Annotated in this window: 24 protein-coding genes; 19 read left to right on the forward strand and 5 right to left on the reverse strand. The window is 69.6% G+C overall.

From position 1 onward, the window contains the following. Positions 1-93: 93 nt before the first annotated feature. The 10 genes from LIN44_RS15170 to LIN44_RS15215 all read left to right on the forward strand — a co-directional run bounded on the left by LIN44_RS15170 (position 94) and on the right by LIN44_RS15215 (position 10630). Complete coding sequence (locus LIN44_RS15170) at positions 94-981, forward strand: HlyC/CorC family transporter (RefSeq protein ID WP_227312782.1); 888 nt, start codon at positions 94-96, stop codon at positions 979-981. Beyond that, positions 978-2585 carry an apolipoprotein N-acyltransferase gene (lnt, locus tag LIN44_RS15175; RefSeq protein ID WP_227312783.1) on the forward strand — a complete coding sequence of 536 codons (1608 nt, stop codon included), beginning with the start codon at positions 978-980 and terminating at the stop codon, positions 2583-2585. The genes LIN44_RS15170 and lnt overlap by 4 nt, the downstream gene beginning before the upstream one ends. Positions 2586-3152: 567 nt before the next feature. Further along, the gene (gene glyQ / locus LIN44_RS15180) at positions 3153-4103 is read left to right on the forward strand and encodes a glycine--tRNA ligase subunit alpha (protein ID WP_227312784.1); all 951 of its coding nucleotides are present in this window, start codon (positions 3153-3155) and stop codon (positions 4101-4103) included. Next, a complete protein-coding gene (locus LIN44_RS15185) occupies positions 4100-4729 on the forward strand; it encodes a hypothetical protein (RefSeq protein ID WP_227312785.1) in 630 nt (209 codons plus the stop codon). The genes glyQ and LIN44_RS15185 overlap by 4 nt, the downstream gene beginning before the upstream one ends. Before the next feature lie 39 nt (positions 4730-4768). Continuing rightward, positions 4769-6892: a glycine--tRNA ligase subunit beta gene (glyS, locus tag LIN44_RS15190; RefSeq protein WP_227312786.1), complete on the forward strand. Its 2124-nt coding sequence runs from the start codon at positions 4769-4771 to the stop codon at positions 6890-6892. A gap of 38 nt (positions 6893-6930) precedes the next feature. After that, positions 6931-7539: a D-glycero-beta-D-manno-heptose 1,7-bisphosphate 7-phosphatase gene (gene gmhB / locus LIN44_RS15195; RefSeq protein WP_227312787.1), complete on the forward strand. Its 609-nt coding sequence runs from the start codon at positions 6931-6933 to the stop codon at positions 7537-7539. A 49-nt stretch (positions 7540-7588) separates the two neighbouring features. Next, on the forward strand, positions 7589-8353 hold the full coding sequence (locus LIN44_RS15200; protein ID WP_227312788.1) for a 1-acyl-sn-glycerol-3-phosphate acyltransferase: 765 nt from the start codon (positions 7589-7591) through the stop codon (positions 8351-8353). Beyond that, entirely contained in the window at positions 8350-9222 is an 873-nt protein-coding gene (locus LIN44_RS15205; RefSeq protein WP_227312789.1) for a M48 family metallopeptidase, read from the forward strand. The genes LIN44_RS15200 and LIN44_RS15205 overlap by 4 nt, the downstream gene beginning before the upstream one ends. 83 nt (positions 9223-9305) lie before the next feature. Beyond that, positions 9306-9713 (forward strand): lactoylglutathione lyase, encoded by a 408-nt coding sequence (gene gloA, locus LIN44_RS15210; RefSeq protein WP_227312790.1) that lies wholly within the window; start codon positions 9306-9308, stop codon positions 9711-9713. 65 nt (positions 9714-9778) lie between these two features. Continuing rightward, on the forward strand, positions 9779-10630 hold the full coding sequence (locus LIN44_RS15215) for a DMT family transporter (RefSeq protein WP_227314412.1): 852 nt from the start codon (positions 9779-9781) through the stop codon (positions 10628-10630). Between the two features lie 173 nt (positions 10631-10803). On the opposite strand, the gene trpS is transcribed toward LIN44_RS15215, so the two are convergent. From trpS to LIN44_RS15240, 5 genes are all read right to left on the reverse strand, one after another. Continuing rightward, the gene (trpS, locus tag LIN44_RS15220; protein WP_062796878.1) at positions 10804-11841 is read right to left on the reverse strand and encodes a tryptophan--tRNA ligase; all 1038 of its coding nucleotides are present in this window, start codon (positions 11839-11841) and stop codon (positions 10804-10806) included. Between the two features lie 70 nt (positions 11842-11911). Then, positions 11912-12745, reverse strand: a complete 834-nt coding sequence (gene rsmA / locus LIN44_RS15225) for a 16S rRNA (adenine(1518)-N(6)/adenine(1519)-N(6))-dimethyltransferase RsmA (protein WP_227312791.1) — start codon at positions 12743-12745, stop codon at positions 11912-11914. A gap of 17 nt (positions 12746-12762) precedes the next feature. Next, positions 12763-13854 (reverse strand): 4-hydroxythreonine-4-phosphate dehydrogenase PdxA, encoded by a 1092-nt coding sequence (gene pdxA, locus LIN44_RS15230; protein ID WP_227312792.1) that lies wholly within the window; start codon positions 13852-13854, stop codon positions 12763-12765. Between the two features lie 46 nt (positions 13855-13900). Beyond that, positions 13901-15373: a peptidylprolyl isomerase gene (locus tag LIN44_RS15235; RefSeq protein WP_227312793.1), complete on the reverse strand. Its 1473-nt coding sequence runs from the start codon at positions 15371-15373 to the stop codon at positions 13901-13903. Positions 15374-15382: 9 nt separating this feature from the next. Continuing rightward, the gene (locus tag LIN44_RS15240) at positions 15383-17824 is read right to left on the reverse strand and encodes an LPS-assembly protein LptD (protein ID WP_227312794.1); all 2442 of its coding nucleotides are present in this window, start codon (positions 17822-17824) and stop codon (positions 15383-15385) included. A gap of 249 nt (positions 17825-18073) precedes the next feature. Here LIN44_RS15240 and LIN44_RS15245 point away from each other — a divergent pair, with 249 nt between their 5' ends. The 9 genes from LIN44_RS15245 to LIN44_RS15285 all read left to right on the forward strand — a co-directional run bounded on the left by LIN44_RS15245 (position 18074) and on the right by LIN44_RS15285 (position 25748). Next, positions 18074-19108, forward strand: a complete 1035-nt coding sequence (locus LIN44_RS15245; protein WP_227312795.1) for an aminoglycoside phosphotransferase family protein — start codon at positions 18074-18076, stop codon at positions 19106-19108. 4 nt (positions 19109-19112) lie between these two features. Beyond that, positions 19113-19919, forward strand: a complete 807-nt coding sequence (locus tag LIN44_RS15250; protein WP_227312796.1) for an AzlC family ABC transporter permease — start codon at positions 19113-19115, stop codon at positions 19917-19919. Beyond that, the gene (locus LIN44_RS15255) at positions 19916-20242 is read left to right on the forward strand and encodes an AzlD domain-containing protein (protein WP_227312797.1); all 327 of its coding nucleotides are present in this window, start codon (positions 19916-19918) and stop codon (positions 20240-20242) included. The genes LIN44_RS15250 and LIN44_RS15255 overlap by 4 nt, the downstream gene beginning before the upstream one ends. Further along, the gene (gene murU, locus LIN44_RS15260; RefSeq protein ID WP_227312798.1) at positions 20239-20964 is read left to right on the forward strand and encodes an N-acetylmuramate alpha-1-phosphate uridylyltransferase MurU; all 726 of its coding nucleotides are present in this window, start codon (positions 20239-20241) and stop codon (positions 20962-20964) included. The genes LIN44_RS15255 and murU overlap by 4 nt, the downstream gene beginning before the upstream one ends. An 81-nt stretch (positions 20965-21045) precedes the next feature. Further along, complete coding sequence (locus tag LIN44_RS15265) at positions 21046-22440, forward strand: aminopeptidase P N-terminal domain-containing protein (RefSeq protein WP_227312799.1); 1395 nt, start codon at positions 21046-21048, stop codon at positions 22438-22440. Continuing rightward, a complete protein-coding gene (locus tag LIN44_RS15270) occupies positions 22437-22916 on the forward strand; it encodes a hypothetical protein (protein WP_227312800.1) in 480 nt (159 codons plus the stop codon). The genes LIN44_RS15265 and LIN44_RS15270 overlap by 4 nt, the downstream gene beginning before the upstream one ends. Continuing rightward, a complete protein-coding gene (locus tag LIN44_RS15275; RefSeq protein WP_227312801.1) occupies positions 22897-24135 on the forward strand; it encodes a UbiH/UbiF/VisC/COQ6 family ubiquinone biosynthesis hydroxylase in 1239 nt (412 codons plus the stop codon). Before LIN44_RS15270 ends, LIN44_RS15275 begins: the two co-directional genes overlap by 20 nt. Before the next feature lie 321 nt (positions 24136-24456). Beyond that, the gene (gene dusB / locus LIN44_RS15280; protein ID WP_227312802.1) at positions 24457-25518 is read left to right on the forward strand and encodes a tRNA dihydrouridine synthase DusB; all 1062 of its coding nucleotides are present in this window, start codon (positions 24457-24459) and stop codon (positions 25516-25518) included. Next, complete coding sequence (locus tag LIN44_RS15285; RefSeq protein ID WP_010813887.1) at positions 25515-25748, forward strand: Fis family transcriptional regulator; 234 nt, start codon at positions 25515-25517, stop codon at positions 25746-25748. Before dusB ends, LIN44_RS15285 begins: the two co-directional genes overlap by 4 nt. Positions 25749-25765 lie beyond the last annotated feature (17 nt).

Below are 25765 nucleotides of genomic sequence, written 5' to 3' on the forward strand. Positions count from 1 at the left end.
GCACACATCGAGCGCAGCCGCCGCCCGCCGTCACGGGACTGGCAGGCTTTTAGTGTATCCTTCAGACGATCTCCACCACGCGCTCGCCGCGAAATGAACGACCCCTATCCCAGTTCGAAGCCCGCTTACCTGAAGCAGGCCGATCGGCCCAGATCACTGCTCGAACGCCTGTCAGACCTGATCTCCCCCGAGCCGGACACCCGCGCGGAATTGCTTGAAGTGCTCCAGGAAGCGCATGAGCGCAACCTGATCGATGCCGATTCCCTGTCGATGATCGAGGGCGTGTTCCAGGTCTCCGAACTGACCGCCGCCGACATCATGGTGCCGCGCGCGCAGATGGATATGGTCAATATCGCCGACGCGCCGGAGACCTTCATCCCGTTCATGCAGCAGACCGCGCACTCGCGCTTCCCGGTCTACGAAGGCAGCCGCGACAACATCATCGGCATCCTGCTCGCCAAGGACCTGCTGCGCTACTACACCGATCCCGCCTTCGACCTGCGCGAAACCCTGCGCCCGGCGGTGTTCATCCCCGAATCCAAGCGCCTGAACATCCTGCTGCGCGATTTCCGCATCAACCGCAACCACATCGCCATGGTCGTCGACGAATACGGCGGCGTGGCCGGGCTGGTGACGATCGAGGACGTGCTGGAACAGATCGTGGGCGATATCGAGGACGAGTTCGACCTCGACGAAGACCAGGACAATATCCTGCCGATGCCCGACGGCAGCTGGCGCGTGCACGGCCTGACCGAGATCGCGCAGTTCAACGAGGCCTTCGGCACCGGCTTCTCCGACCACGATGTCGACACCGTCGGCGGGCTGCTGTCCAACCACGTGGGCCACGTGCCCCATCGCGGCGAGGTCATCACGCTGCCGCCGATCCGCTTCGAGGTGTTGCGCGCCGACGCGCGCCAGGTGCACCTGCTGCACGTGCACCGCGAAGCCAACGCTGACAGCGCCAGCGCGGCCAGCGCATGAAGCTCCCCGCTCCGCTCCCCAACGGCGCCGCTGCCGACGCCGGCACGGCGGGCGTGCCCGGCGCGCGCGCGCATTCGCGCGCCGCGACGCTGGCGCGGCTGCTGCTGGCCGGCGTGCTCGGCATCGCCCATACCCAGGCCTTCGCCCCGCATGACTGGTGGTGGCTGCAGATCCTGTCGCTGGCCGGACTGGCCGCGCTGATGGCCGATGCCCCACGTGCGCGCGCGGCCGGCGCGATCGGCTTTGCCTTCGGGCTGGGCTGGTTCCTGTCCGGGATCTGGTGGCTCTATATCAGCATGCACGTGTATGGCGAGATGCCGTCGTGGATGGCCGCGCTGGCGGTGGTGCTGTTCTCGGGCTTCCTGTCGCTCTACCCCGCGCTGGCCGGCGCGCTCTGGCACCGGCTGACGGCGCGCCTGCCGGCGGGCACGCTGCTGGCGCCGGCGGCCTTCGGTGCGGCCTGGGGCCTGAGCGAATGGCTGCGCGGCGTGGTGTTCACCGGCTTTCCGTGGCTGTCGGGGGGCTATGCGCACACCGACGGCCCGCTGGCGGGCTTCGCGCCGGTGCTCGGCGTGTACGGCATCGGCGCGCTGGCGGCCGCCGTCGCGGCGCTGCTGGCGGCCGCGATGCGCGGGCTGGGCCGTGGCCAACGGGGCCGCGCACTGAGCGCGCTGGCGCTGGCGCTGCTGGTGCCCGCCGCCGGCGCGGCGCTGGCGCCGCTGGCCTGGACCACGCCCGCGGGCAAGCCGCTGACGGTGCGGCTGCTGCAAGGCAACGTGGCGCAGGACATCAAGTTCGAGCCCGCCGGCATCCAGCGCTCGATCGAGCTGTACCGCGACATGATCACCGCGGCGCCGGCGGACCTGGTGGTGACGCCCGAGACCGCATTCCCGGTGATCCTGCAGGAATTGCCGGTCGACGTGGCCGTCGCCGTGCGCGACTTCGCGCTGGAGAGCGGCACCACGGTGCTGTTCGGCGCCGCCGGCGCCGATTCCCCGGTCGACTTCACCAACAGCGTGTTCGGGCTCGGACCGGAAACCGAGCGCCTGTACCGCTACAACAAGCACCACCTGGTCCCGTTCGGCGAATTCATCCCGCTGGGCTTCCGCTGGTTCGTCGACATGATGAAGATGCCGCTGGGCGACTTCCGCCGCGGCGGGCTCGACCAGGCCTCGCTGCCGGTGCGCGGCGTGCGCGTGGCGCCCAACATCTGCTACGAGGATTTGTTCGGCGAAGAGATCGCGCAGACGCTGCGTCAGCAGCCGGCACCGGCCAACCTGCTGGCCAACCTGACCAACCTGGCGTGGTTCGGCGACACCATCGCGCTCGACCAGCACCTGCAGATCTCGCGCATGCGGGCGCTGGAAACGCGCCGGCCGATGCTGCGCTCGACCAATACCGGCATGACCGCGGTGGTGCGCCCGGACGGCTCGGTGCAGCAACGCCTGCCGACCTTTACCGTCGGCACACTGACGGCCCAGGTGCAGGGCATGCAGGGCCTGACACCCTATATCCGCTGGGGCAATGCGCCGGTGCTGGCGCTGCTGGTGCTGGTGCTGGGGATGGCGGCGTGGCGCTCGCGCCGGGCACGCCAGGTTATCTGAAGGCGCAAGACAGGCACCGGGCGCGGCGGGATCACCGCGGCGGGCCCGGAGCCGGTGGCGCGTCGGTAGCGCGCCGGCAGGTTCAGTTCACCAGCCCGGTCACCACCGACACGGTGGCCGCGGCGATCATGACCGCGATAGCGACCAGATAAGGTTTGCGAGAAAGAAGTGCCATGATCCGAATGTCCCCATCAATAATGAGTTCCTGACAAACGGCTGCCGCGGCTGGGCCTGGCAGCCGCCGTGCCTGCATACCGGCACGGACTGTCAATCGCAACGCTCTGAAACGGGTTGCTTACTCATACTGTATACAAAAACATTATCGGCAAGCAGCGGCGCAACTTGAAATCGGCGTCAGTATTTTCCCGAGGCGTTGCGCAGGGCCGACATTTACGTGCCGCGGCGCACCGGTCCGGCCATCGGTGCGTGCCCTATGCAGCCCTGCCAAACGGGGCGCCGCGTCAAAAAGCCGATAGAATTCAGGGTTTGGCAAAATCCGTATGCGGCGGCTCCGGCACGTGCTGCGCGGCCCCGGCTTGCCTCCGCTTGCCTCTACCTAGTCTTCCTATGCTGACCTTCCAACAAATGATTCTGACCCTGCAGGCCTACTGGGACCGGCAGGGCTGCGCGCTGTTGCAACCCATCGATCTGGAGGTCGGCGCCGGCACTTCCCACGTACACACCTTCCTGCGCGCGATCGGGCCGGAGCCCTGGCGTGCCGCCTACGTGCAGCCGTCGCGGCGCCCCAAGGACGGCCGCTACGGCGAGAACCCGAACCGGCTGCAGCACTACTACCAGTACCAGGTGGTGCTCAAGCCCGCGCCGGAAAACATCCTGGAGCTGTACCTGGGCTCGCTCGAGGCGCTCGGCCTGGACCTGAAGCAGAACGACATCCGCTTCGTCGAGGACGACTGGGAAAACCCCACGCTGGGTGCGTGGGGCCTGGGCTGGGAAGTCTGGCTCAACGGCATGGAGGTGACCCAGTTCACCTACTTCCAGCAGGTGGGCGGCATCGACTGCAAGCCAATCACCGGCGAAATCACCTACGGCATCGAACGCCTGGCGATGTACCTGCAGAAGGTCGAGAACGTCTACGACCTGGTCTGGACCGAGTGGGTCGAGAACGGCGAGACCCGCCGCCTGACCTACGGCGACGTGTACCACCAGAACGAGGTGGAGCAATCCACCTACAACTTCGAGCACAGCAACACTGAAATCCTGTTCCGCCATTTCGCCGAGCACGAGAGCGAAGCCAGGCGGCTGATGGGCAATGGCGAAGATGCCGACGCCGCCAAGGAAGCCGGCGCGCGCCTGGCGCTGCCGGCCTACGAACAGGTGCTCAAGGCCGCGCACACCTTCAACCTGCTCGATGCGCGCGGCGCGATCTCGGTGACCGAGCGCGCGGCGTATATCGGCCGCATCCGCAACCTGTCGCGCCAGGTGGCGCAGGCCTACTACGACTCGCGCGAAGCCCTCGGCTTCCCGATGTGCGGCAAGCGCGACGGAGCGCGGGCATGAGGCTGCAGGCGCGCAGCGCGCTGGGCTGCGCCCTGGCGCTCGCCGCGCTGGCCGCTGCCGGCAATGCCGTCGGCGCGCGCGCGCAGGCCGCTCCCAGCGCGCAGGTGCTGATGCTGCCGGCCGAACTGAGCAACGTGTGCGAGGCCGACGCGCAGGCGCTGCAGCTGGCAATGGCGCGCCAGTGGCGGCCGTCGCTGAACGCGCTGGACCAGTGGACGCAGCTGGTGCGCTCGTTCTCGTGCGACCTGTCCGGCCAGCGCGACCTGGGCTGGCACCGGGTGCCGCTGCGCGCGTACGAAAGCGCGATCCGCTACCCGCTGACCTGGGTGGAAACCGAGACCCACAACGGCCGCACCCGGCGCAAGGTCAAGACCTACTACTCGGCCTCGCAGCTGCCGCCGAAGATCGATTTCTGGGTGGGCGGGCGCATCGACGAGATCCGCTACGACAAGCGCCTGCGCCGCATCGACGCGCGCTTCCCGGCCGCGGGCAGCCGCGGCGGCAGCAATGGCGCCGCCAGCGCCGCGGCAGCCGCGCAATGCGCCTACACCACGCTGCAATTCCGGCAACAGAACGGCCTGTGGCTGCTGTCCGGAGTGGAACCTAATCTTTCGCCGCGCTGCTGAGCCAAGCGGCGCGCGCTTTCAACCTGTTGGATACGATTCATGTCGCAACCCATGACCGACTCGCTGCTGATCGAACTGTTCACCGAAGAGCTGCCCCCCAAGGCGCTGGCGCGCCTGGGCGACGCCTTCGCGCAGGGCCTGTTCGCCGGCCTGGGGGAGCGCGACCTGCTCGAGCCGGGCGCCACCGTGACGCCGTTCGCCACTCCGCGCCGCCTGGCGGCGCTGGTCAGCGGCGTGCGCCGCAACGCGCCGGACCGCGAGCAGCGCGAGAAGGTCCTGCCGCTGTCGGTGGCGCTGGACGCCAACGGCGAGCCGACCGCCCCGCTGGCCAAGAAGCTGGCGGCGCTGGCCAAGTCCGTCGGCGTTGCCGAGATCGACTGGCAGTCGCTGGAGCGCGCCTCCGACGGCAAGGCCGAGGCCTTTTTCTACCGCTACACCGCGCGCGGCGCGGAGCTGGCGGCCGGCCTGCAGGCCACGCTGGAAGACACCGTGGCGAAGCTGCCGATCCCCAAGGTCATGAGCTACCAGCGCCCGGACGGCAGCACGGTGCATTTCGTGCGCCCGGCGCACAGTCTGATCGCGCTGTTCGGCGCCGAGATCCTGCCGGTGACGCTGCTGGGGCTGCAGGCCAGCAACCTGACCCAGGGCCACCGCTTCCTGTCGCATGGCGCCATCGAGATCCGCCATGCCAACGACTATGCGCAGCAGCTCGAATCCGCCGGCCGCGTCGTGGCCAGCTATGCCGAGCGCCGCGAGCGCATGCGCAGCGCGCTGCTGCAGGAGGCCGGCGCCGACCAGGTCATCATGCCCGAGGCGCTGCTCGATGAAGTCAACTCGCTGGTGGAATGGCCGGTGGTCTACGCCTGCCATTTCGAGGAAGCCTTCCTCGCGGTGCCGCAGGAATGCCTGATCCTGACCATGCAGACCAACCAGAAGTACTTTGCGCTGACCGATGCCGACGGCCACCTGCGCAACCGCTTCCTGATCGTGTCGAACCTGGCCACCGAGACCCCGCAATCGATCATCAGCGGCAACGAGCGCGTGGTGCGCCCGCGCCTGGCCGACGCCAAGTTCTTCTTCGACCAGGACCGCAAGAAGACGCTGGCGTCGCGCGTGCCGCAACTGGCGAGCGTGGTCTACCACAACAAGATCGGCACGCAGCTGGACCGCGTGCAGCGCCTGCAGCAGATCGCCGGCCATGTCGCCGATGCGCTCAATGCCGCCGGCGTGGCCACCGACAAGGCCGCGGCGATGCGCGGCGCCGAACTGGCCAAGGCCGACCTGCTGACCGACATGGTGGGCGAGTTCCCCGAACTGCAAGGCACCATGGGCACCTACTACGCCCGCCACGACGACGAAGCCGAGGACGTGGCGCTGGCCTGTTCCGAACACTACCGCCCGCGCTTCGCCGGCGATGCGCTGCCGGCAAACGCGGTCAGCACCGCGGTGGCGCTGGCCGACAAGCTCGAGACCCTGGTCGGGATCTGGGGCATCGGCCTGCAGCCCACCGGCGAGAAGGACCCGTTCGCGCTGCGCCGCCACGCGCTCGGCATCCTGCGCATGCTGATCGAAAAGCCGCTGGCGCTGTCGCTGGCGTCGCTGCTGGCGCAGACCCAGCAGGCCTTTGCCGGCATCGCCGCGGTCAAGCCGGCGCCCGACGCCATCCTCGACTTCCTGTACGACCGCGTGCGCGGCTACCTGAAGGACAAGGGCTACACCACCAATGAAGTCGAGGCTGTGGTCAGCCTGCGCCCGGACCAGCTGCACGACATCCTGGGCCGCATGGAAGCCGTGCGCACCTTTGCCGCGCTGCCCGAAGCCGAGGCCCTGGCCGCCGCCAACAAGCGCATCACCAACATCCTGCGCAAGAACACCGAGCCGGTCGGCGCGGTGGATCCGGCGCGGTTCCAGGAAGACGCCGAAGCCGCGCTGCATGCCGCCATCGAGCGCGTGCGCCCGGCGGTCGAGGCCGCCTTCGCCAGCGGCGACTTCACCGCGGCGCTGCGCGACCTGGCCCAGCTGCGCGACGCCGTCGACCAGTTCTTCAACGACGTGATGGTGATGGCCGAGGACGCGCAGCTGCGCGCCAACCGGCTGGCGCTGCTGGCCTCGCTGCATGCGCTGGCCAACCGCGTGGCCGACATCTCCAAGCTGGCCGCCTGAGCGGTTGCCGCAGACCCCAGCAACCGCCGGAGCCGCACATGCCGCAGACACCTCCCAAGTTTGTCATCCTGGACCGCGACGGGGTGGTCAACCTCGACAGCGACCAGTTCATCAAGACCCCCGATGAATGGGTGCCGATCGACGGCAGCCTGGAAGCCATCGCCGCGCTGAACCAGGCGGGCTACCGCGTGGTCATCGCCAGCAACCAGTCCGGCATCGGCCGCGGCCTGTTCGAGATGAGCGCGCTCAACGCCATGCACGAGAAGATGCACACCGCGCTGGCACGGCTGGGCGGGCGTGTCGAGGCAGTGTTCTTCTGCCCCCATACCGCCGCCGACGGCTGCGACTGCCGCAAGCCGCGCTCGGGCATGCTGGAACAGATCAGCGAGCGCTTCGGCATCGAGCTGCGCGGCGTGCCGATCGTCGGCGATTCGCTGCGCGACCTCGAGGCCGGCGTGGCGGTCGGCTGCGCGCCGCACCTGGTGCGCAGCGGCAAGGGCCAGAAAACGCTCGACAAGGGCGGGCTGCCGCCCGGCACGCAGGTGCACGACGACCTGCGCGCCTTTGCCCGCTGGCTCACCGGCAACGACGGCGGCCAGCGGCAACCGGCCCAGAGCGCCCAGAGCGGCCATGGCGCCGCCGGCTGAACAAGCCTGCGCCGACCGTCCGCACCCATTTTCCACTTGCGCCCCCCGCATGACGTTCCTCCGTTCCCTGTTGTTCGCGCTGTACCTGCTGGTGCTGACGCCGCCCTACGCCTGCGCCTGCTTCCTGGTGTTCCCGTTCATGAATGCCGACCAGCGCTTCCGCTTCGTGCGTGGCTGGCCGCGGATGGTGATCGCCGCGGCGCGCGCCATCTGCGGCATCCAGTACCGCATCGAGGGCCATGAGCACATGGACGGCATGCTGGACAAGCCGGTGGTGCTGCTGTCCAAGCACCAGTCGGCCTGGGAAACCGTGGCCTACGTCGCGCTGATGCCCAAGCCGCTGTGCTTCGTGTTCAAGCGCGAGCTGCTGCTGGTGCCGTTCTTCGGCTGGGCGCTGGGCATGCTGAAGATGGTCCATATCAACCGCAAGGAAGGCACGCGCGCGTTCGCCTCGGCCGTGCGCCAGGGCCGCGAGCGGCTGAGCGAAGGCGCCTGGATCATCATGTTCCCGGAAGGCACGCGCACGCCCTCGGGCCTGGAAAAGCCGCGCTACAAGAGCGGCGGCGCGCGCCTGGCGGTGGAAACCGGCGCCTGGGTGCTGCCGATGGCGGTCAACTCGGGCCGGGTCTGGCCGCGCAATGCCTTCATGAAGTATCCGGGCATGGTGACGATCTCGGTCGGCCCCCCGATCGCGTCGGCCAACAAGACCGCCGACCAGCTCAACCAGGAAGTGGCCGACTGGATCGAGCGCGACATGCGCCGCATCGACCCGGAAAGCTACCGGGCCGCGCAGCGCAGCGAGTCGGCCGCATGAAGCTGCTGCGACCCGCTGCGGAAGCCGACGGCGCGCAGCTGGAGCTGCCGCTGGCGGAACCCGCCCACGCGCCGCAGCCGGCGGTGCCGCTGGCGCCGGAGCCGCTGCATCCGCAGCAACAAGCGCCCGCCTGGCCGGTGCCGCAGCCCAATGCGCGCCTGCTGCAGATCGGCGAGCGGCCGCTGCACTACACCCTCAAGCGCTCCGCGCGCCGCACCATCGGCTTTACCATCGACGACCGCGGCCTGTCGATCACGGCGCCGCGCTGGGTCACGCTGGCCGATATCGAGGCGGCGATCCTGGAAAAGCAGCGCTGGATCTTCAACAAGCTGGGCGAGTGGCGCCACCGCGAAGCGCGCCGCATCCTGCCGACGGTCCAGTGGCGCGAGGGCGCGGCCCTGCCCTTCCTCGGCCAGCCGCTGACGCTGGCGCTGGAGTCGCCGATCGGCGCGCTGCTGTTCGATGCCGACCGCCGCGTGCTGCACCTGGCGCTGCCGGCCCATGCCGACGAGCAGCAGATCAAGGACCGCGTGCAGGGCTGGCTGCAGCAGCAGGCGCGCCGCTTGCTGGCCGAGCGGCTGGACCTCTATGCCAGCAAGCTCGGCGTGCGCCACACCGGCTTCGCGCTGACCTCGGCCGCCACGCGCTGGGGCAGTTGCACCGCTGACGGCAAGATCCGGCTGAACTGGCGCCTGATGCATTTCCCGCTGTCGATGATCGACTATGTCGCCGCGCATGAACTGGCGCACCTGAAGGAAATGAACCACGGCCCGCGCTTCTGGGAAACCGTCGAGTCGATCTTTCCGGAGTTCCGCGACGCCCGCGCGCAATTGCGCGCCCATCCGCCCGAGCTGCTGCCGACATTCTGAGGGCCGGGAGCGGGCCCGGTGGGTTTCGGCCAAAGGCACTAAAATGGCGCCTTCCAATACCGATAACAGTTGAAGGCCCTCCCATGCGACTCCTCCACACCATGCTGCGCGTCGGCGACATGCAGCGCTCCATCGATTTCTACACCCGCGTGCTCGGCATGCAGCTGCTGCGCGAGAGCGACAACCCCGAGTACAAGTACCGCCTCGCCTTCGTCGGCTATGGCCCCGAGAGCGAGACCGCGGTGCTGGAACTGACCTACAACTACGGCGTCGACAGCTACGACCTGGGCACTGCCTACGGCCATATCGCGCTGGAAACCGACGACGCCGCGGCCGCCTGCGAACGCATCCGCGCCGCCGGCGGCAAGGTCACGCGCGAAGCCGGCCCGGTCAAGGGCGGCACCACCGTGATCGCCTTTGTCGAGGACCCGGACGGCTACAAGATCGAGCTGATCGAGCGCCATTCCACCCGCGACGCCAGCCGTCCCTGAGCGCCCGCACCGTGAGCACGCAAGGCGCGGCGCGCCAGCCGCTCGACGGCATCGCGGTGGGCCTGATGGTGGTGCTGTGCGCCGCCTGGGGGCTGCAGCAGGTGGTGATCAAGGTCACCGCGCCGCTGATGGGCGCGGTGCTGCAGGCCGGCGTGCGCTCGGCGGTGGCGGCGCTGCTGGTGTTCGGCTTTGCGGCGTGGCGCGGCACCGCGCTGTGGCGGCGCGACGGCACGCTGAACGCCGGCCTGCTGGCCGGACTGCTGTTCGGCGCGGAATTCTTCTGCATCTTTGTCGGCCTGGGCCACACCACGGCGTCGCGCATGGCGGTGTTCCTGTACACCGCGCCGATCTTCACCGCGCTGGGACTGCATGTCGCGGTGCCGGGCGAGCGCCTGCGCACCGGGCAGTGGCTGGGCGTGGCGCTGGCGTTCGCGGGCATGGCGCTGGCCTTTGCCGATGGCATCGCCGCGCCGTCGGCGCAGGGCAGCACGCTGCTGGGCGATGCGCTCGGCATCCTCGCCGGCGCGCTGTGGGCCGCCACCACCGTGGTGGTGCGCGCCAGCCCGCTGGCCAGTGCGCCGGCCAGCAAGACGCTGCTGTACCAGCTGGCGGTGTCCGCGGTGATGCTGCTGGCGCTGGCGGTGGCCGGAGGCCAGACCATGACGGTGCAGCTCGACGGCGTGGTGCTGGCGAGCCTGTTCTACCAGTCGGTGCTGATTGCCTTTGCCAGCTACCTGACCTGGTTCTGGCTGCTGCAGCGCTACCTGGCGTCGCGGCTGTCGGTGTTTTCCTTCCTGACGCCGCTGTTCGGGGTCGCCTTCGGCGTAGTGCTGATGCACGACGCCGTGGGTCCGCGCTTTGCGGTGGCGGCGGTGCTGGTGCTGGCGGGGATCGTGCTGGTGAATCGGCGGGCGTGAAGGGCGCCACGGTTCGGGTTGAAACCCGTTGGCCTTGCTTCGTGTGGCACGTTGCTAGCCCACCCCTCACCCCGGCCCTCTCCCCATGAGGGGAGAGGGGGAACACCTTGCTCAGGCGAGTTCGGGCGGCTTGGGCGCACCCAAACCAGTGCCGCCTGGCCGGCGTCCCAGATTTAGCGGCGTGCCTCGAACGAGAACATGCCCAGTGCGTCGCGCACCTCTTCCAGCGTCTGCTGGGTCAGCGCGCGCGCCTTCGCGGTGCCCTGGCGCAGGATGTCGAAGACATAGTCCGGATCCTTGGCCAGCGCTTCGCGGCGCTCGCGGATCGGGGCCAGCATGTCCTGCAGCACGCCCTCGATACGGCGCTTGAGCACCATGTCGCCGAGCCCGCCGCGCTGGTAATGCTCCTTCAGCGCCTGGACTTCCTCGGTGTTGGGATCGAACGCATCCAGGTAGGTGAACACCACGTTGCCCTCGACCTGGCCGGGATCCGACACGCGCAGGTGGTTGGGGTCAGTGTACATGCTGTGCACCGCGGCCTTGATCTGCTCGGGCGCGGCCCCCAGCGCGATCGCGTTGCCCATCGACTTGCTCATCTTGGCCTTGCCGTCGACGCCGGGCAGGCGGCCGAACTGCGGAATCATCGCCTTGCACTCGGGCAGCACGTCGCGGCCGACCTGATGGTTGATGCGGCGCACGATTTCATTGGTCTGCTCGATCAGCGGCGCCTGGTCCTCGCCCACCGGCACCACCTCGGCCTTGAAGCCGGTGATGTCGGCGGCCTGCGAGGCCGGATAGCACAGGAAGCCGGCCGGGATGTCGCGGCCGAAGCCGCGGGCCTGGATCTCTTCCTTGATGGTCGGGTTGCGCTCGAGCCGCGCCACCGTGACGAAGTTCAGGTACATCAGCGTCAGCTCGGCCAGCGCAGGCAGGTGCGACTGCACCGTGATGGTGGTCTTGGCCGGGTCGATGCCGACCGCCAGGTAGTCCAGCGCCACCTCGAGCACGTTGCGGCGCACCTTGTCGGGATCGTGCGCGTTGTCGGTCATGGCCTGGGTGTCGGCCAGCAGCAGGTATTGCTCGTGCGAATCCTGCAGCGCGACGCGGCTCTTGAGCGAGCCGACAAAGTGGCCGAGATGCAGCGGGCCGGTGGGACGGTCGCCGGTCAGGATCACGGGACGCCGGTTGGTTTGGCTGGTTTGGGCTGTCATGGGACGGTCTTGCACGGAAATAGTCGCGGGAGAATCGGGATGCTTGGGAATGCGGGAAGCCGGCGCGCGTTCAGGCGGCCTGGCCGGGAGCCTTGTCGCCCAGGCGCCGGGCCAGCTCGACATACTCGCCGACCGGCACTTCCTCGGCGCGCCGGCCCAGGTCGAAGCCCATGGCATCGAAGTCGACCTGGTCGCGCAGGAACGACAGCGTGTTGCGCAGCACCTTGCGCCGCTGCGAGAACGCCGCCGTGACCACGTCGCCGAGCACGGTGATGTCGCAATCGGCATGGGGCGAACGCAGCCGGCCGTCGCCGTGGCGCGGCCACGGGATCATGCGGACCACGGCGGAGTCGACCTTGGGCGGCGGATTGAAGGCGCCCGGCGGCACATCCAGCACGTGCTCCATGTAGTAGCGCACCTGCAGCATGATCGACAGCCGGCCGAAGGCCTTGCTGCCGGGCTCGGCCACCATGCGCTCGACCACCTCCTTCTGCAGCATGAAGTGCTGGTCGTGCACGTGGTCGGCGAACTCCATCAGGTGGAACAGCAGCGGGCTCGAAATGTTGTACGGCAGGTTGCCGACGATGCGCAGCGGGCGGCCGGGCACGGCGAGCTGGTCGAAGTCGAAGTCGAGCGCGTCGCCGGCATGGACCTGCAGGCGGTCGCCATAGCGGCGGCGCAGGCGCTCGACCAGGTCGCGGTCCAGTTCGACCACCTGCATCTGCGGAATCCGCTCGAGCAGCGGGTCGGTCAGCGCGCCCAGGCCCGGCCCGATCTCGACCAGCACGTCGCCGGCCTGCGGGCTGATGGCATTGACGATGCCGTGGATGATGGTGTCGTCGACCAGGAAGTTCTGCCCGAATCGTTTGCGGGCCACATGGCCCTGGTGCACGTTAGAACGCATGATGTATTAGTCCGGCGTCAGCATGGCGGCTGCGTGCCGGAAGGGGTATGGCCCGTGGCGCCGGCGCTGCCGGGCCGGCGGCCGTTGGCGTGGCCAGACATGATAACCGCCGTGCGGATGGCTTCGATCATGCTGCCATGCTCGGCCTGGCCGGTGCCGGCGAGGTCGAGCGCGGTGCCGTGGTCCACCGACGTGCGGATGAAGGGCAGCCCCAGCGTGATGTTGACGCCGTGGCCGAAGGTGCCGTACTTGAGCGGCGCCAGCCCCTGGTCATGGTACATCGCCAGCACGCAGTCGGCATCGCGCAGGTGGCGCGGCTGGAACAGCGTGTCGGCCGGGAACGGCCCGCGCGAGTCGATGCCGGCGTCCTTGGCCTGCGCCAGCGCGGGCGCGATGATGTCGATCTCTTCGCGGCCCAGGTGGCCGCTTTCGCCGGCGTGCGGGTTCAGGCCCGTGACCAGGATGCGCGGCCGCGCGATGCCGAAGCCGCGGCGCAGGTCGGCATCGATGATCGCCAGCGTCTGCACCAGCAGCGGGATCGACAGCGCATCGGGCACCGCGCGCAGCGGCAGGTGGGTGGTGGCCAGCGCCACGCGCAGCATGGCGTCGTCGTGCGCGGGCTGGGGGCCGGCCAGCATCATCACCACGCGCGGCACGCCGGCGCTTTCGGCGAGGTACTCGGTATGGCCGGTAAAGGGCACGCCGGCGTCGTTGATGGTGCTCTTCTGCACCGGCGCGGTGACCATCGCGGCATACCGGGGAACGCCGCCGCGGTGCGCGCGGCAGCCGTCGATGGCGGCATCGAGCAGCTTCAGCACATAGCGGCCGTTGCGCGCGTCGAGCCGTCCGGCCTCGCACGCCACCGCCAGCGCGATGTCCTCGATCACCACGCCGCCGTCGGCAATGCGGCGCTCCCAGGCATGGGTGACGCCCAGCGCCTCGGCACGTTCGGCCAGCAGGCGGGCATCGCCCAGCACATGGAAGCGGCAGGCCCCGGCTTCTGCGCCATGGTTGGCGCCCGCCAGCTGCAGCAGCGCCCCGATGGTGATATCGGGGCCGATGCCGGCGGGTTCTCCGGTGGAAATGGCCAGGGCTAGCGGGTCGGGCATGTCGGGTCGGCGCTGATGGGCGTTCGGGCGGCGGGGGACCGGCGCGTCAGCGCTGCCGGTTGACCCGGTACTCCACGTACGCCTGCGAGCGCAGCTGGCGCACCCAGTCATCATAGGCGGCGCGCAGCTTCTGTTCGCGCACTTCGGCACGGGCGAAGTCGCGCTGCTTCTCCGGCGACAGCTCGGTCTCGCGGCGGTTCAGCACCTGGATCAGGTGCACGCCGAACTGCGTGACCACCGGCTCGGAGATCTCGTTCGGGCGCAGCCGGCTCATGGCCTGCTCGAACTCGGGCACCAGCTCGCCCGGCGAGACCCAGCCGAGATCGCCGCCGTTCTGCGCCGAGCCGTCCTGCGAGAAGCGCCTGGCCGCGTCGGCAAAGTCGCCGCCATGGGTGATGCGGTCGCGCAGCGTGCCGAGCTGGCGGCGCGCCTCGGCCTCGGGCATGTTGGGGCCGGTGCGGATCAGGATGTGGCGCACCTGGGTCTGCGTGATCTTGCCGGCCGCGGCCGGGCCCGAGGCCGGCGCCGCGCGCTTGGCCACCAGCTTGATCACGTGGAAGCCGGCTGCGCTCTCGACCACCTGCGGCGCCACCGCGCCGGGCTGCAGGTCGACCACGGCATTGGCGAACAGCGCCGGCAGCCGGCCGATTTCACGGAAGCCCATGGCACCGCCCTGCGCCGCTTCCGGGCCTTCCGAGCTGGACTGCGCCAGTTGCGCGAAGTCGGCGCCGCCCTGGGCCTGCTTGAGCAGCCCCTCGGCCTTGGCGCGCAGCGCCTGCTTCTGCGCCTCTGACGCATTCTCGGGCACGCGCACGAGGATCTGCGCCATGTTGTATTCGGTCGGGCCGGTGGCCGCGCCCTGGCCGCCGCGCGCCGCCAGGTAGTTGTCGATCTCGCCGTCGTAGACCTGCACCTTGGAATCGACTTCGCGCTCGCGCAGGCGGATCACCTGCACCTGCTTGCGCAGCTCGTCGCGGTACTTGGTCCAGGTCATGCCGCTGCCCTCGACCCGGCGGCGCAGCTCGGCCGCGTTCATCTGGTTCTGCTGCGCCACCGATTCGATCGCGCGGTCGACCTCCTGGTCGGTCACGCGGATGCCGGCGTCCTGCGCCGCCTGGGTCTGCACGCGTTCCATCACCAGGCGCTCGAGCACCTCGCCCAGCAGATCGGCGCGCGCGGGCACCGGACGGCCGCCGGCGCGCAGCTGGCTCTCGATCTCGTCGGCGCGGTCAAGCAGTTCGCGGCGCGTGATCACGGTGTTGTTGACCACTGCCACCACTTCGTCGATCAGCTGCGAGCGCTTCTGGCCGCCGGCCTGCGGCACGCCGAGCTTGGGCTGGCTGGACGGCGCGGTGACGTCGGACGCCTGCGGCACGAAGATGCCGCTGGCGCGCGGCGTCCCGGGCGCCTTCAGTTGCGCCGCGGCGGGCAGCGCCATCGCGGCCAGCACGGCCGGCAGCAGCAGGCGGTGCCAGGACGTCAGCAAAAGGGAAAACACGGCGAATTCTTGACGTTTCATCGTAATCCGTCATTCATAGTGATCGAACTGGGTCGTCGGCACCGGCTTGGCCGAGACCGGCTCGTAGCCCGGCACGTTCAGGCGCAGGATGTTCAACGGGTTGGACCCGATCTTGGAAAGGCCACGGAACTCCACCTGCAGGAAGACCCGCCCGGTGTAGCCCTGGGTGGTGTTGCGGAACCGCTGGTAGACCACGCGGCCGACCCAGCAGTCCGCGGCGTACTCGACGCCGGCCAGCGCATCGACCATCTGGCTGGCGGTCAGGTCGAAGGCGAAGCGCGCAATGCCGTAGGCCCGGCGCGTGATCGGCCACTGGCTCGACAGCTCGAACTGGTCGATCGCGGTGTTGTCGGTCACCGAGGTGGGCCGGCGGTAGCGGTAGCCGGCATTGAACACCTTGCGCGACTCGGGGCGGTACGTGAACGCCACGTTGCCATAGTTGATCCGGTCCGAGTCCGGGTTGTACTGCACCCCCGCGTCCAGATAATAGCCGCGGAACAGCTGGATCGTGGTGGCGGCAAGCAGGTCCGACGAGCCCGCCTTCGGGTCCGCCAGGGTGCCGTTGAGCTGCACGCGCTGGCCGGTGAAGTCGTAGCGCTGGGCAATGGTGCCGCGGAAGCGCTCGATGCCGGTATCGGACTCGATCAGGCGCGTGGTCACGCCGCCGGTCAGCTTGTTGTTGTCGGCGATGCGGTCGTAGCCGGTGAAAGGGTTCTCGCTGAAGATCTGCCCGTAGCCGAAGTCGGACTGCACCGTGTCGAACAGCGGGAACTGGCTCTGGTCGCGGAACGGGGTGTAGACGTAGAACAGGCGCGGTTCCAGCGTCTGCACGTAGTTGACCCCGAACAGGCGGCTGATGGTCGGCGCGTCGCGCTCGAAGGTCATGCCCGAATCCAGGCTGACGGTCGGGATCGCGCGCGACAGATTGTTCTGCGCGGTCGGCGTGTTGGTGGCCGCTTCCATCTGGTACTGCGCGGCGTTGAACGACACCTTGGGCGTCACGTACCAGCCGGCGCGCACGATCGGGTAGCTGATGCTCGGCTGGAAATACATGCGCTCGCCCTGCGGCTGCTGGAAGCCGGTGGACGTCAGCGGGATGCGGAAGCGGGTGTAGTCGGCTTCCATCTGCACGTCGAAGCCGCCCAGGTCATAGCGCATGTACTTGCCGTTCAACTGCGGCACGCGCTCGTACGAGGGCTCGCTCGGGCGCAGGGTCTGGAACTTCTGCACCCGCGCCATCAGGGTGAAGTCCTGCCAGTTGTAGGTGACGCCGCCCTCCTGCGTGTACTGCCGCAGCGTCGATTGCGACACGCTGCGGTTGAAGTCGTCCGGGTAGCGGTCATCGGACACCCGGTTCACGTTCAGGTAGGCATTGAGCCCCGGCGCCAGCCGCTGGGTGTGCTGCAGCGAATAGGCCCAGCGGTTCGAGTTGGTCTTTCTGTCGTCCGGCAGGAACTCGGCGCGCACGCGCCCGGAGTAGGTCTCGCTCAGGTAGCGGTATTCGCCGCCGAGCTGCAGGCCGCGCTCGGTCATCAGCCGCGGGTAGATGGTCAGGTCGCGGTTGGGCGCGATATTGACGTAGTAAGGAGCGGTCAGGTCGAAACCCGATTTCGAGCTGTAACCCATCAGCGGCGGCAGGAAGCCGCTGCGGCGGTCGTCGTTCAGCGGGAAGCTGAACGCGGGCGCGGCCGCGACCGGCACGCCGAAGAAATTCAGCACGCCGCCGTAGGCCACGCCCACCTGGCGGTCGCTGTCCAGGTCGATCCGGTTCGCGCTGAAATACCAGTCGGCATTGTCGGGCGAACAGGTGGTGTACGACGCCTGCCGGGCCGTGCTGCGGTTCTGGTCCAGGAAGTCGATGCGCTCGGCCTTGCCGGTGCCGCCGGTCTGCTGGAAGTAGTAGTCCGGCGACAGCATGTAGCCTTCGTTGGCCTCGACCCTGAGCCGCGCTTCCGGTCCCACCGCCAGCGTGCCGCCCCGCGACATGCGCACGTTGCCCTGGGCGAAGGCTTCATCGGTGTCCTGGTCGTAGCTCAGCTTGTCGCCCTTGACCACGCCGCCGTCGCGGCGCAGTTCGGCATGGCCCTCCAGTTCGACACCGCGCTCGCTGTAGCCGGTCATGCGGTCGGCTTCGATGAAGGTGGGGGCGTCGGGATCGGACTCGCCCCTGGCGGCCGGCTCGGCCAGGCGCGGCACCAGTTCGCCGGACTCGACCGGCAACGGCGGCGCCGGCGGCGCGGCTTCGAACACCGGCTCGACCTGATCGAGGTCGGGGATCGCCGAGCCGGTGATCTGCGCATGGGCGCCGGCCGACAGGCCGGCCATGGCCAGCACCAGCGGGCGCAGCGCGCCCGCGTGCAGGCCGCCGCCGCGCCTGGCTCGGGCCGGGGCGCGGGGAGAAGCAGGCGAAGGCATGGCCCTGTTGTTCGGTGATCGTTGTGGTTCGGTCATTCGCACGGGTGGTCAGTCTCGGCACGGGCAGCGGCTCGCCTGCAGGCCGCCAGGCCCCTGCCGGGGCAGGCTGCGGGGCAACGCGGCCCCTCCCGGAGGCCACCGGCGCCCCGGTCTGGTCGGGTATTATACGGGGCAACCCGGGGTGCTCTTGCCGCTTACTTCCGGTTTCATTTGCGGTCATCGAGGGCTGTCTTTCGTTCCGCCCCCGCGCCCCATCCCCCACACGTGCCTCCGACAAGTACCTGTATGGCAGCTCTTCCCCACGATCCGCGCCTGGACCAGCTCAAGGCCTGGCTGGCCGGACTCGGACCGGCATGGTCCGCCGATCCCGATTCCTGCGTGCCGGCCTCGGCCGATGCCAGCTTCCGGCGCTATTTCCGCGTCCGCACCGGCCATCCCGCGCATGCCACCGCGATCGTGATGGACGCCCCGCCCGCGCATGAGGACTGCCGCCCGTTCATCCATGTCTGCCAGCTGTTCGGCGCCGCCGGCGTGACCGTGCCGACGGTGCTGGCGCAAGACCTGGACCAGGGCTTCCTGCTGCTGGCCGACCTTGGCAGCCAGACCTACCTGTCGAAGCTGGACGATTCCTCTGCGCACGGCCTGTACACCGACGCCGCCGCCACGCTGGTCCGCATCCAGGCGGCCACGCGCTCCGGCGAACTGCCTGCCTACGACCGCGCGCTGCTGCAGCGCGAGCTCGACCTGTTCCCGCAGTGGTACGTGGCCAGGCATCTGGGCGCGACGCTGACCGAGGCCCAGCAGGCCGACTGGCACGAAGTGACCGAGGCGCTGCTCGCCAACAACCTCGCCCAGCCCCAGGTCTACGTGCACCGCGACTTCCACTCGCGCAACCTGATGGTGCTCGAAGGCGCCGCCAACCCCGGCGTGCTCGACTTCCAGGACGCGGTCACCGGCCCGATCACCTACGATGCGGTCTCGCTGTGGCGCGATGCCTATATCGAATGGGATGAAGAGCAGCAGCTGGACTGGCTGATCCGCTACTGGGAACGCGCGCGCAAGGCCGCGCTGCCGGTCAACCCGGACTTCGGCGAGTTCTACCGCGACTTCGAGTGGATGGGACTGCAGCGCCACCTCAAGGTGCTCGGCATCTTCGCGCGCCTGTACCACCGCGACGGCAAGGACGGCTACCTGGCCAACCTGCCGCTGGTGATGAAGTACACCCGCCAGGTGGCCGGGCGCTATACCGAACTGCGCAAGCTGATCCGCCTGCTGGACGCGCTCGAAGGCGTGGCCAGCCCGGCCGGTTATACGTTCTGACGCCATGCGCGCCAACGGATCCGGTCCGCACGACAGTACTGCGCCCGCCATCACCGCCGCCGGCGAATGGCTGGCCGGGATGCGCGCGCTCGCGCCGATGCTGCTGGGGGTAGTGCCCTTCGGGCTGATCTACGGCGTGCTCGCGGTCGGCGCGGGCATGCCCGCGTGGCTGGCCTGCGCGATGAGCGCGATCGTGTTCGGCGGCGCCTCGCAGATGATCCTGACCCAGCTGTGGAGCGCCGGCACCCCGGCGGTGGTGATCACGCTGACGGTGGCCATGGTCAACCTGCGCCACGCGCTGTACTCGGCCACCATCGCGCCGACCCTGGCGCACCTGCCGCGGCGCTGGAAGGCGCTGATCGCCTACCTGCTGACCGACGAGGCCTTTGCCGCGATGACGCACCGGCTGGGCGACACCGGCCCGCGCGCCCGCTACCGCCACTGGTATTACTTCGGCGGCGGCTTCGCGCTGTGGGCCAGCTGGCAGCTGTCGACGCTGGCCGGCGTGCTGGTCGGCGCCCAGGTGCCGCGCGACTGGCCGCTGGACTTCTTCCTGCCGCTGACCTTCATCGGCATCATCGTGCCGGGCCTCAAGCACCGCTCGCATGTCGCCGCGGCGCTGGCGGCCAGCGCGCTGGCGGTGGCCTGCTACAGCCTGCCGCACAAGCTCGGCCTGATGGTGGCCGCGCTCGGCGGCATTGCCGTGGGCATGCTGGTGCTGGGTCGCGGCAACCGGCCCGGGGCGCGCGCCGCCAGCCCCGCTGCCGATGCCGATGCCGGTGCCGGTGCCGCAGGCAAGGAGGCCGCATGAGTGCCCTGACGCTGCTGTGGGTGTTCCTGGCCGCGGGCCTGGCCACCTTCCTGATCCGCCTGTCGTTTATCGCCGTCGAAGGGCGGGTGCGGCTGCCGTCGTGGTTCCGCACCGCGCTGCAGTTCGTGCCGGCCGCGATGCTGTCGGCGCTGATCGCGCCCGACCTGCTGATGCAGCACGGCGAACTCGCCCTGACCCCGACCAACGCCAGGCTGGTGGCCGGCGTGGTCGCCATCCTGATTGCCGCACGTACCCGCAGCGTGGGCTGGACCATTGCCGGCGGCATGGCCACGCTGCTTGCCCTGGAGGCCCTGTTCCGATGAAGGTGATGATCTTTGCCGCCGGCCGCGGCGAGCGCATGCGTCCGCTGACCGATGCCTGCCCCAAGCCGCTGCTGGCGGTGGGCGGCAAGCCGCTGATCGTCTGGAAGATCGAAGCGCTGGCGCGCGCCGGGCTGCGCGACATCGTCATCAACCACGCCTGGCTGGGCGCGCAGATCGAAGCGGCGCTGGGCGACGGCAGCCGCTTCGGCGTGCGCATTGCCTATTCGGCCGAGGGCGAGGCGCTGGAAACCGCCGGCGGCATCGCCAAGGCCCTGCCGCTGCTGTCGCACGACCCGGTCCGCGGCGAGATCTTCCTGGCGGTGTCCGGCGACATCTTCTGCGACTACGATTTCCGCGCGCTGCTGCCGCGCGCACAGGCGCTGGCGGGCGCGGCCGCGCCGCACATGCACTTGGTGATGGTGCCGAACCCGCCGTTCCATCCGCGCGGGGATTTCGCGCTGGACGCGCACGGCCGGCTCTCGCTCGATGCCGAGCCGGCCAGCGGTGAGCGCCTCACCTTCGGCAATATCGGGCTGTACGACACCCGGCTGTTTACCGATATCGTGCCGGGCACGCGGCTGGCGATGACGCCGATCTACCATGCCGGCATCGCCGCCGGCACCGCCACCGGCGAGCGCTTCGACGGGCGCTGGGAGAACGTGGGCACGCCGGCCCAGCTGGCCGAGCTGGACGCAACGCTGTCGGCCGCACAAGGGCGCTAGCGCGCGCCTTTCGCGCCACTGGCGCAGCGGCGCCGCCGGCGGCGGTAGAATCGGCCTGATCTTCCTTATCCAGGCCTGACCATGTCCGCACCAGACCCCACTCTCCTCGCCGCCTGCCGCGAACGCCGCGCCCGAGTGCTGCAGCACCTGCGCGCCGGCGGCGGCGGCGTGGCGATCCTGCCCACGGCGCCGGAAGCCATGCGCAATCGCGACAGCGACTATCCGTACCGGCACGACAGCTATTTCTATTACCTGAGCGGCTTCACCGAGCCCGAAGCGGTGCTGGTGCTGGTGGCCGGCGCGCCCGGCGATCCCGCCGAGGCCGACCGCAGCATCCTTTTCTGCCGCCCCAAGCATGAAGAACGCGAGATCTGGGACGGCTTCCGCTTCGGCCCGGAAGGCGCGCGCGCCGCGTTCGGCTTCGACCAAGCGCATTCGGTCGAAGAGATCGACGCCACGCTGCCGCCGCTGCTGGCCAACCGCGCGCAAGTGGCCTACCCGCTGGCCGATTCGATCCGCACCGACATGCAGATGCGGCGCTGGCTCGACGCAGTGCGCATGCAGGGCCGCGCCGGCGTGGCCGCGCCGTCGGTGGCCCTCGACATCCGCACGCTGCTCGATGAAATGCGGCTGTTCAAGGATGCCGGCGAGCTGGCCATCATGCGCCGCGCCGCGGCGATTTCCGCCGGCGCCCATGTGCGCGCGATGCAGGCCACCCGCGCCGGCCTGCGCGAATACCACCTGGAGGCCGAGCTGCTCTATGAATTCCGCCGCCATGGCGCGCAGAGCGTGGCCTACAACTCGATCGTCGCCGCCGGCCCCAACGCCTGCGTGCTGCACTACCGCGCCGGCCCGGCCGAGCTGAAGGACGGCGACCTGTGCCTGATCGATGCCGGCTGCGAGCTGGATGGCTACGCCTCGGACATCACCCGCACCTTCCCGGTCTCGGGCCGCTTCTCGCCGGCGCAGCGCGAGCTGTATGACCTGGTGGTGGCGGCGCAGCAGGCCGCCATCGACGAAACCCGCGCCGGCGTGCCCTACAACGTGCCGCATGACGCCGCCGTGCGCGTGCTGGCCCAGGGCATGCTCGATACCGGCCTGCTCGATCGCAACAAGGAGGGCACGCTCGACGACGTGCTGGCCAGCGGCAGCTATCGCCGCTTCTACATGCATCGCACCGGCCACTGGCTGGGCATGGATGTCCATGACGTGGGCGAATACCGCGTCGCCGGCCACAGCGGCGAGGGCGAGCGTCCGTGGCGGCCGCTGCAGCCCGGCATGGTGCTGACCATCGAGCCCGGCATCTACGTGCGCCCGGCCGAGGACGTGCCCGAGCGCTACTGGCATATCGGCATCCGCATCGAGGACGACGCCGTGGTCACCGACGGCGACTGCGAGCTGATCACGCGCGGCGTGCCGGTGCTGGCCGACGAGATCGAAGCGCTGATGCGCGCCAGCGCGGGAGGCCGGCAATGATCGGCTGGCTGCGCAGGATCCTGCCGGGCCAGAGCGGCGCCCGCGGCCAGGCCGGCAGCGCCCGGCGGCCCGATCCGTCCGAACCGTTCATCGTCAACCTGTACGACGACCGCGTGGTGGTGCATCGCCCCGACGGCCAGCGTGAAGAGCTCGCGTGGAACGTGCTCGAGCGCGTGGTGGTGCGGGTGTCCGACCGCGCGCCCTGGGCCGGCAAGGCCTGGCTGATCCTGATCGGCGCGCCCGACTCGGGCCAGGGCTGCGTGGTGCCGTTCGATGCCGCCAACCATGCCGCGCTGCTGCAGCAGCTGGGCGCGCTGCCGGGCTTCAACCAGCAAAAGCTCGACAACGCGCTGCGCGACGCCGCGGCAGGCAAGTCGCGCTCGGACGCGATCTGCTGGAAACGGGGCGCGGAAAGCCAGCCCGGCACCGATGCAAACCACGCAGGAGGCAGTGACGATGCCGGCCCCGCAGCCTGATTTCGACGGCCCGGCCGATATCGCCATCGTCGGCGGCGGCCCGGTCGGGCTGGCGCTGGCGTGCCAGCTGTTGCGCACCACCGGCTGGCGCATCGTGCTGGTCGACGCCGCCACGCCGGCGCGCGCGGCACGCGACCCGCGCGCGATCGCGCTGTCGCACGGCAGCCGCCAGCTGCTGGAGCAGATCGGCGCCTGGCCGGTGCCGGGCAGCCCGATCGAGCATATCCATGTGTCGCAGCGCGGCCGCTTCGGCCATGTCCGCCTGCACCATGACGACTACGGCGTGCCGGCGCTGGGCTACGTGGTGCGCTACGGCGAACTGTGCAACGTGCTGGAACGCGCGCTGGCGCAGGCCGCGCTGGCGGCCGGCGCAGGCCAGCTGCGGCGCGTGTTCGAAACCCGCATCGAGCGCATCGAACAGGATCCCGTGCCCCGCGGCGCGGACGCGGCGGACGCCGGCATGGTGCAGCTGGAGGGCACCGGTCCCGACGGCCAGGCGGCACGGTTTGCCGCGCGCCTGGCGGTGCAGGCCGAGGGCGGGCTGTTCCATGAGCAGGCCGCGCACCAGGGCCGCGGCGCGCGCACGCGCGACTACCGCCAGACCGCGGTGATCGCCCATGTGACCTGCTCGCGCCCGCAGCCCGGCTGGGCCTGGGAGCGCTTTACCGAGGAAGGCCCGCTGGCGCTGCTGCCGCACGAGGAGCACGGCACGCCAGGCTACGCGCTGGTGTGGTGCTGCCCGCCGGAACAGGCCGCGCGCCGGATCGCGCTGCCGGAAGCGCAGTTTGCGGCGGAGCTGGGCCGCGCCTTCGGCGACCGCATGGGCCAGTTCGCGCTGGCGGGCAAGCGCCATGCCTTCCCGCTGGGACTGAACGCCGCGCCGGTCACGGTCAACGGGCGCGTGGTGGCGGTCGGCAATGCCGCGCAGACGCTGCATCCGGTGGCCGGACAGGGGCTGAACCTGGGCCTGCGCGATGCCTTTGCGCTGGCCGACTCTCTGCGCGCCGCCTGCACCCCGCAAGCGTTGCAGGCATTTGCCGGCCGCCATCGCCTCGACCGCGCCGTCACCATCGGCGTGACCGACCTGCTGCCGCGCGTGTTCGGCGTGGCCTACCCGCTCGCCGCCCATGCCCGCGGCGCGTCGCTGGCGGCGCTGGCATGCCTGCCGCCGTTGCGGCACGCGCTGGCGCGCCACATGATGTTCGGCATGCGCCGCTGAACCGCCGGTTTGCCGCTGCCAGTGGCGCTTGCGCCACTGGCAGCGGCGTCATGGCGCCACGGCTCTCGCCTGCTGCGCCGCAGATGCTCAAATCTTGGGCAATGGCGACCGATTGGCGGTAGAATCCTGCCCTCGCACATGTCCCGATCCACCGCCGGCAGCAGTTTCGGCAGGGGCATGTTTTTCCGTTTCGTCTCTGTTTCGTTCCCGCCCCGGCGCACCCTGTCCCGATCCGTCGCGGCGCATGTCGCGCGGCGACGCCGGGGCCATCGGGACGGGCCACCAGAACCGCCGCTTCACCGCCACAACCGCCACACCGCCGTGCAGATCGGACCTCACCAACTCCGCAACAACCTGTTTGTCGCCCCGATGGCGAGCGTGACGGACCGGCCCTTCCGCCAGCTGTGCAAGCAGCTCGGCGCGGGCTACGCGGTGTCGGAAATGGTCGCGTCCAACGCCCAGTTGTGGAAGAGCGAGAAGACCATGCGCCGCGCCAACCACGCCGGCGAGGTCGAGCCCATCGCCGTGCAGATCGCCGGCGCCGAGCCGTCGATGATGGCCGAGGCCGCGCGCTACAACGTCGACCGCGGCGCGCAGATCATCGACATCAACATGGGCTGCCCGGCCAAGAAGGTCTGCAACGTCGCCGCCGGCTCGGCGCTGCTGCAGAATGAGCCGCTGGTGGTGCGCATCGTCGAGGCGGTGGTCGCCGCGGTCGGCGAGCGCGTGCCGGTCACGCTGAAGATCCGCACCGGCTGGAACCGCGAAAACCGCAATGCGCTGCGCATCGCGCGCATGGTCGAGGACGCCGGCATCAGCATGCTGACCATCCACGGCCGCACCCGCGCCGACCTGTACCACGGCGACGCCGAGTACGAGACCATTGCCGCGGTCAAGGCAGAGCTGTCGATCCCGGTGGTTGCCAACGGCGACATCACCACACCGCAGAAGGCCAGGCAGGTGCTGGCGCTGACCGGCGCCGACGCGCTCATGATCGGCCGCGCGGCGCAGGGCCGGCCCTGGCTGTTCCGCGAGATCGAGCACTTCCTGAAGACCGGCGAGATGCTGCCGTCTCCTGAAGTGGCCGAGATCCGCGCCATCATGAACGCGCACCTGGAAGACCACTACGCCTTCTACGGCGAGTTCACCGGCGTGCGCACCGCGCGCAAGCACATTGCCTGGTACACGCGCGGGCTGCGCGGCGCCAACCTGTTCCGCCACCGCATGAACACGCTGGAAAGCACCGCCGAGCAGCTGGCCGCGGTCAACGCGTTCTTCGACGAGCAGGCGCAGATTTCCGACCGGCTGGTGTATGTCGACGACGCCGCGCAAGACAAAGACGAAGCGAACAACAACAAAAACGGGGAGTTGCTTGCCGCATGAGCCGCAACGCTATCGACCAGTGCATCCGGGAAAGCCTGGATACGTACTTTCGCGACCTGGACGGCGAAGAGCCGTCGAACATGTACAACATGGTGCTCGAGGCGGTCGAACGGCCGCTGCTGGAAGCCGTGATGGTGCGCGCCGAGCGCAACCAGTCGCTGGCGGCCGCCTACCTGGGCATCAATCGCAATACGCTGCGCAAGAAGCTGCAGCAGCACGGTTTACTTTGAATTTGAAGCGTTTCCCA

It is taken from the genome of Cupriavidus sp. MP-37 (genome assembly GCF_020618415.1).
Classification (GTDB): domain Bacteria; phylum Pseudomonadota; class Gammaproteobacteria; order Burkholderiales; family Burkholderiaceae; genus Cupriavidus.

Bases quoted from the DNA above. Each gene is read 5' to 3' on its own strand.
- LIN44_RS15170 (WP_227312782.1), top strand. From the start codon at position 94: ATGAACGACCCCTATCCCAGTTCGAAGCCCGCTTACCTGAAGCAGGCC.
- lnt (WP_227312783.1), top strand. From the start codon at position 978: ATGAAGCTCCCCGCTCCGCTCCCCAACGGCGCCGCTGCCGACGCCGGC.
- glyQ (WP_227312784.1), top strand. From the start codon at position 3,153: ATGCTGACCTTCCAACAAATGATTCTGACCCTGCAGGCCTACTGGGAC.
- LIN44_RS15185 (WP_227312785.1), top strand. From the start codon at position 4,100: ATGAGGCTGCAGGCGCGCAGCGCGCTGGGCTGCGCCCTGGCGCTCGCC.
- glyS (WP_227312786.1), top strand. From the start codon at position 4,769: ATGTCGCAACCCATGACCGACTCGCTGCTGATCGAACTGTTCACCGAA.
- gmhB (WP_227312787.1), top strand. From the start codon at position 6,931: ATGCCGCAGACACCTCCCAAGTTTGTCATCCTGGACCGCGACGGGGTG.
- LIN44_RS15200 (WP_227312788.1), top strand. From the start codon at position 7,589: ATGACGTTCCTCCGTTCCCTGTTGTTCGCGCTGTACCTGCTGGTGCTG.
- LIN44_RS15205 (WP_227312789.1), top strand. From the start codon at position 8,350: ATGAAGCTGCTGCGACCCGCTGCGGAAGCCGACGGCGCGCAGCTGGAG.
- gloA (WP_227312790.1), top strand. From the start codon at position 9,306: ATGCGACTCCTCCACACCATGCTGCGCGTCGGCGACATGCAGCGCTCC.
- LIN44_RS15215 (WP_227314412.1), top strand. From the start codon at position 9,779: ATGGTGGTGCTGTGCGCCGCCTGGGGGCTGCAGCAGGTGGTGATCAAG.
- trpS (WP_062796878.1), bottom strand. From the start codon at position 11,841: ATGACAGCCCAAACCAGCCAAACCAACCGGCGTCCCGTGATCCTGACC.
- rsmA (WP_227312791.1), bottom strand. From the start codon at position 12,745: ATGCGTTCTAACGTGCACCAGGGCCATGTGGCCCGCAAACGATTCGGG.
- pdxA (WP_227312792.1), bottom strand. From the start codon at position 13,854: ATGCCCGACCCGCTAGCCCTGGCCATTTCCACCGGAGAACCCGCCGGC.
- LIN44_RS15235 (WP_227312793.1), bottom strand. From the start codon at position 15,373: ATGAAACGTCAAGAATTCGCCGTGTTTTCCCTTTTGCTGACGTCCTGG.
- LIN44_RS15240 (WP_227312794.1), bottom strand. From the start codon at position 17,824: ATGACCGAACCACAACGATCACCGAACAACAGGGCCATGCCTTCGCCT.
- LIN44_RS15245 (WP_227312795.1), top strand. From the start codon at position 18,074: ATGGCAGCTCTTCCCCACGATCCGCGCCTGGACCAGCTCAAGGCCTGG.
- LIN44_RS15250 (WP_227312796.1), top strand. From the start codon at position 19,113: ATGCGCGCCAACGGATCCGGTCCGCACGACAGTACTGCGCCCGCCATC.
- LIN44_RS15255 (WP_227312797.1), top strand. From the start codon at position 19,916: ATGAGTGCCCTGACGCTGCTGTGGGTGTTCCTGGCCGCGGGCCTGGCC.
- murU (WP_227312798.1), top strand. From the start codon at position 20,239: ATGAAGGTGATGATCTTTGCCGCCGGCCGCGGCGAGCGCATGCGTCCG.
- LIN44_RS15265 (WP_227312799.1), top strand. From the start codon at position 21,046: ATGTCCGCACCAGACCCCACTCTCCTCGCCGCCTGCCGCGAACGCCGC.
- LIN44_RS15270 (WP_227312800.1), top strand. From the start codon at position 22,437: ATGATCGGCTGGCTGCGCAGGATCCTGCCGGGCCAGAGCGGCGCCCGC.
- LIN44_RS15275 (WP_227312801.1), top strand. From the start codon at position 22,897: ATGCCGGCCCCGCAGCCTGATTTCGACGGCCCGGCCGATATCGCCATC.
- LIN44_RS15285 (WP_010813887.1), top strand. From the start codon at position 25,515: ATGAGCCGCAACGCTATCGACCAGTGCATCCGGGAAAGCCTGGATACG.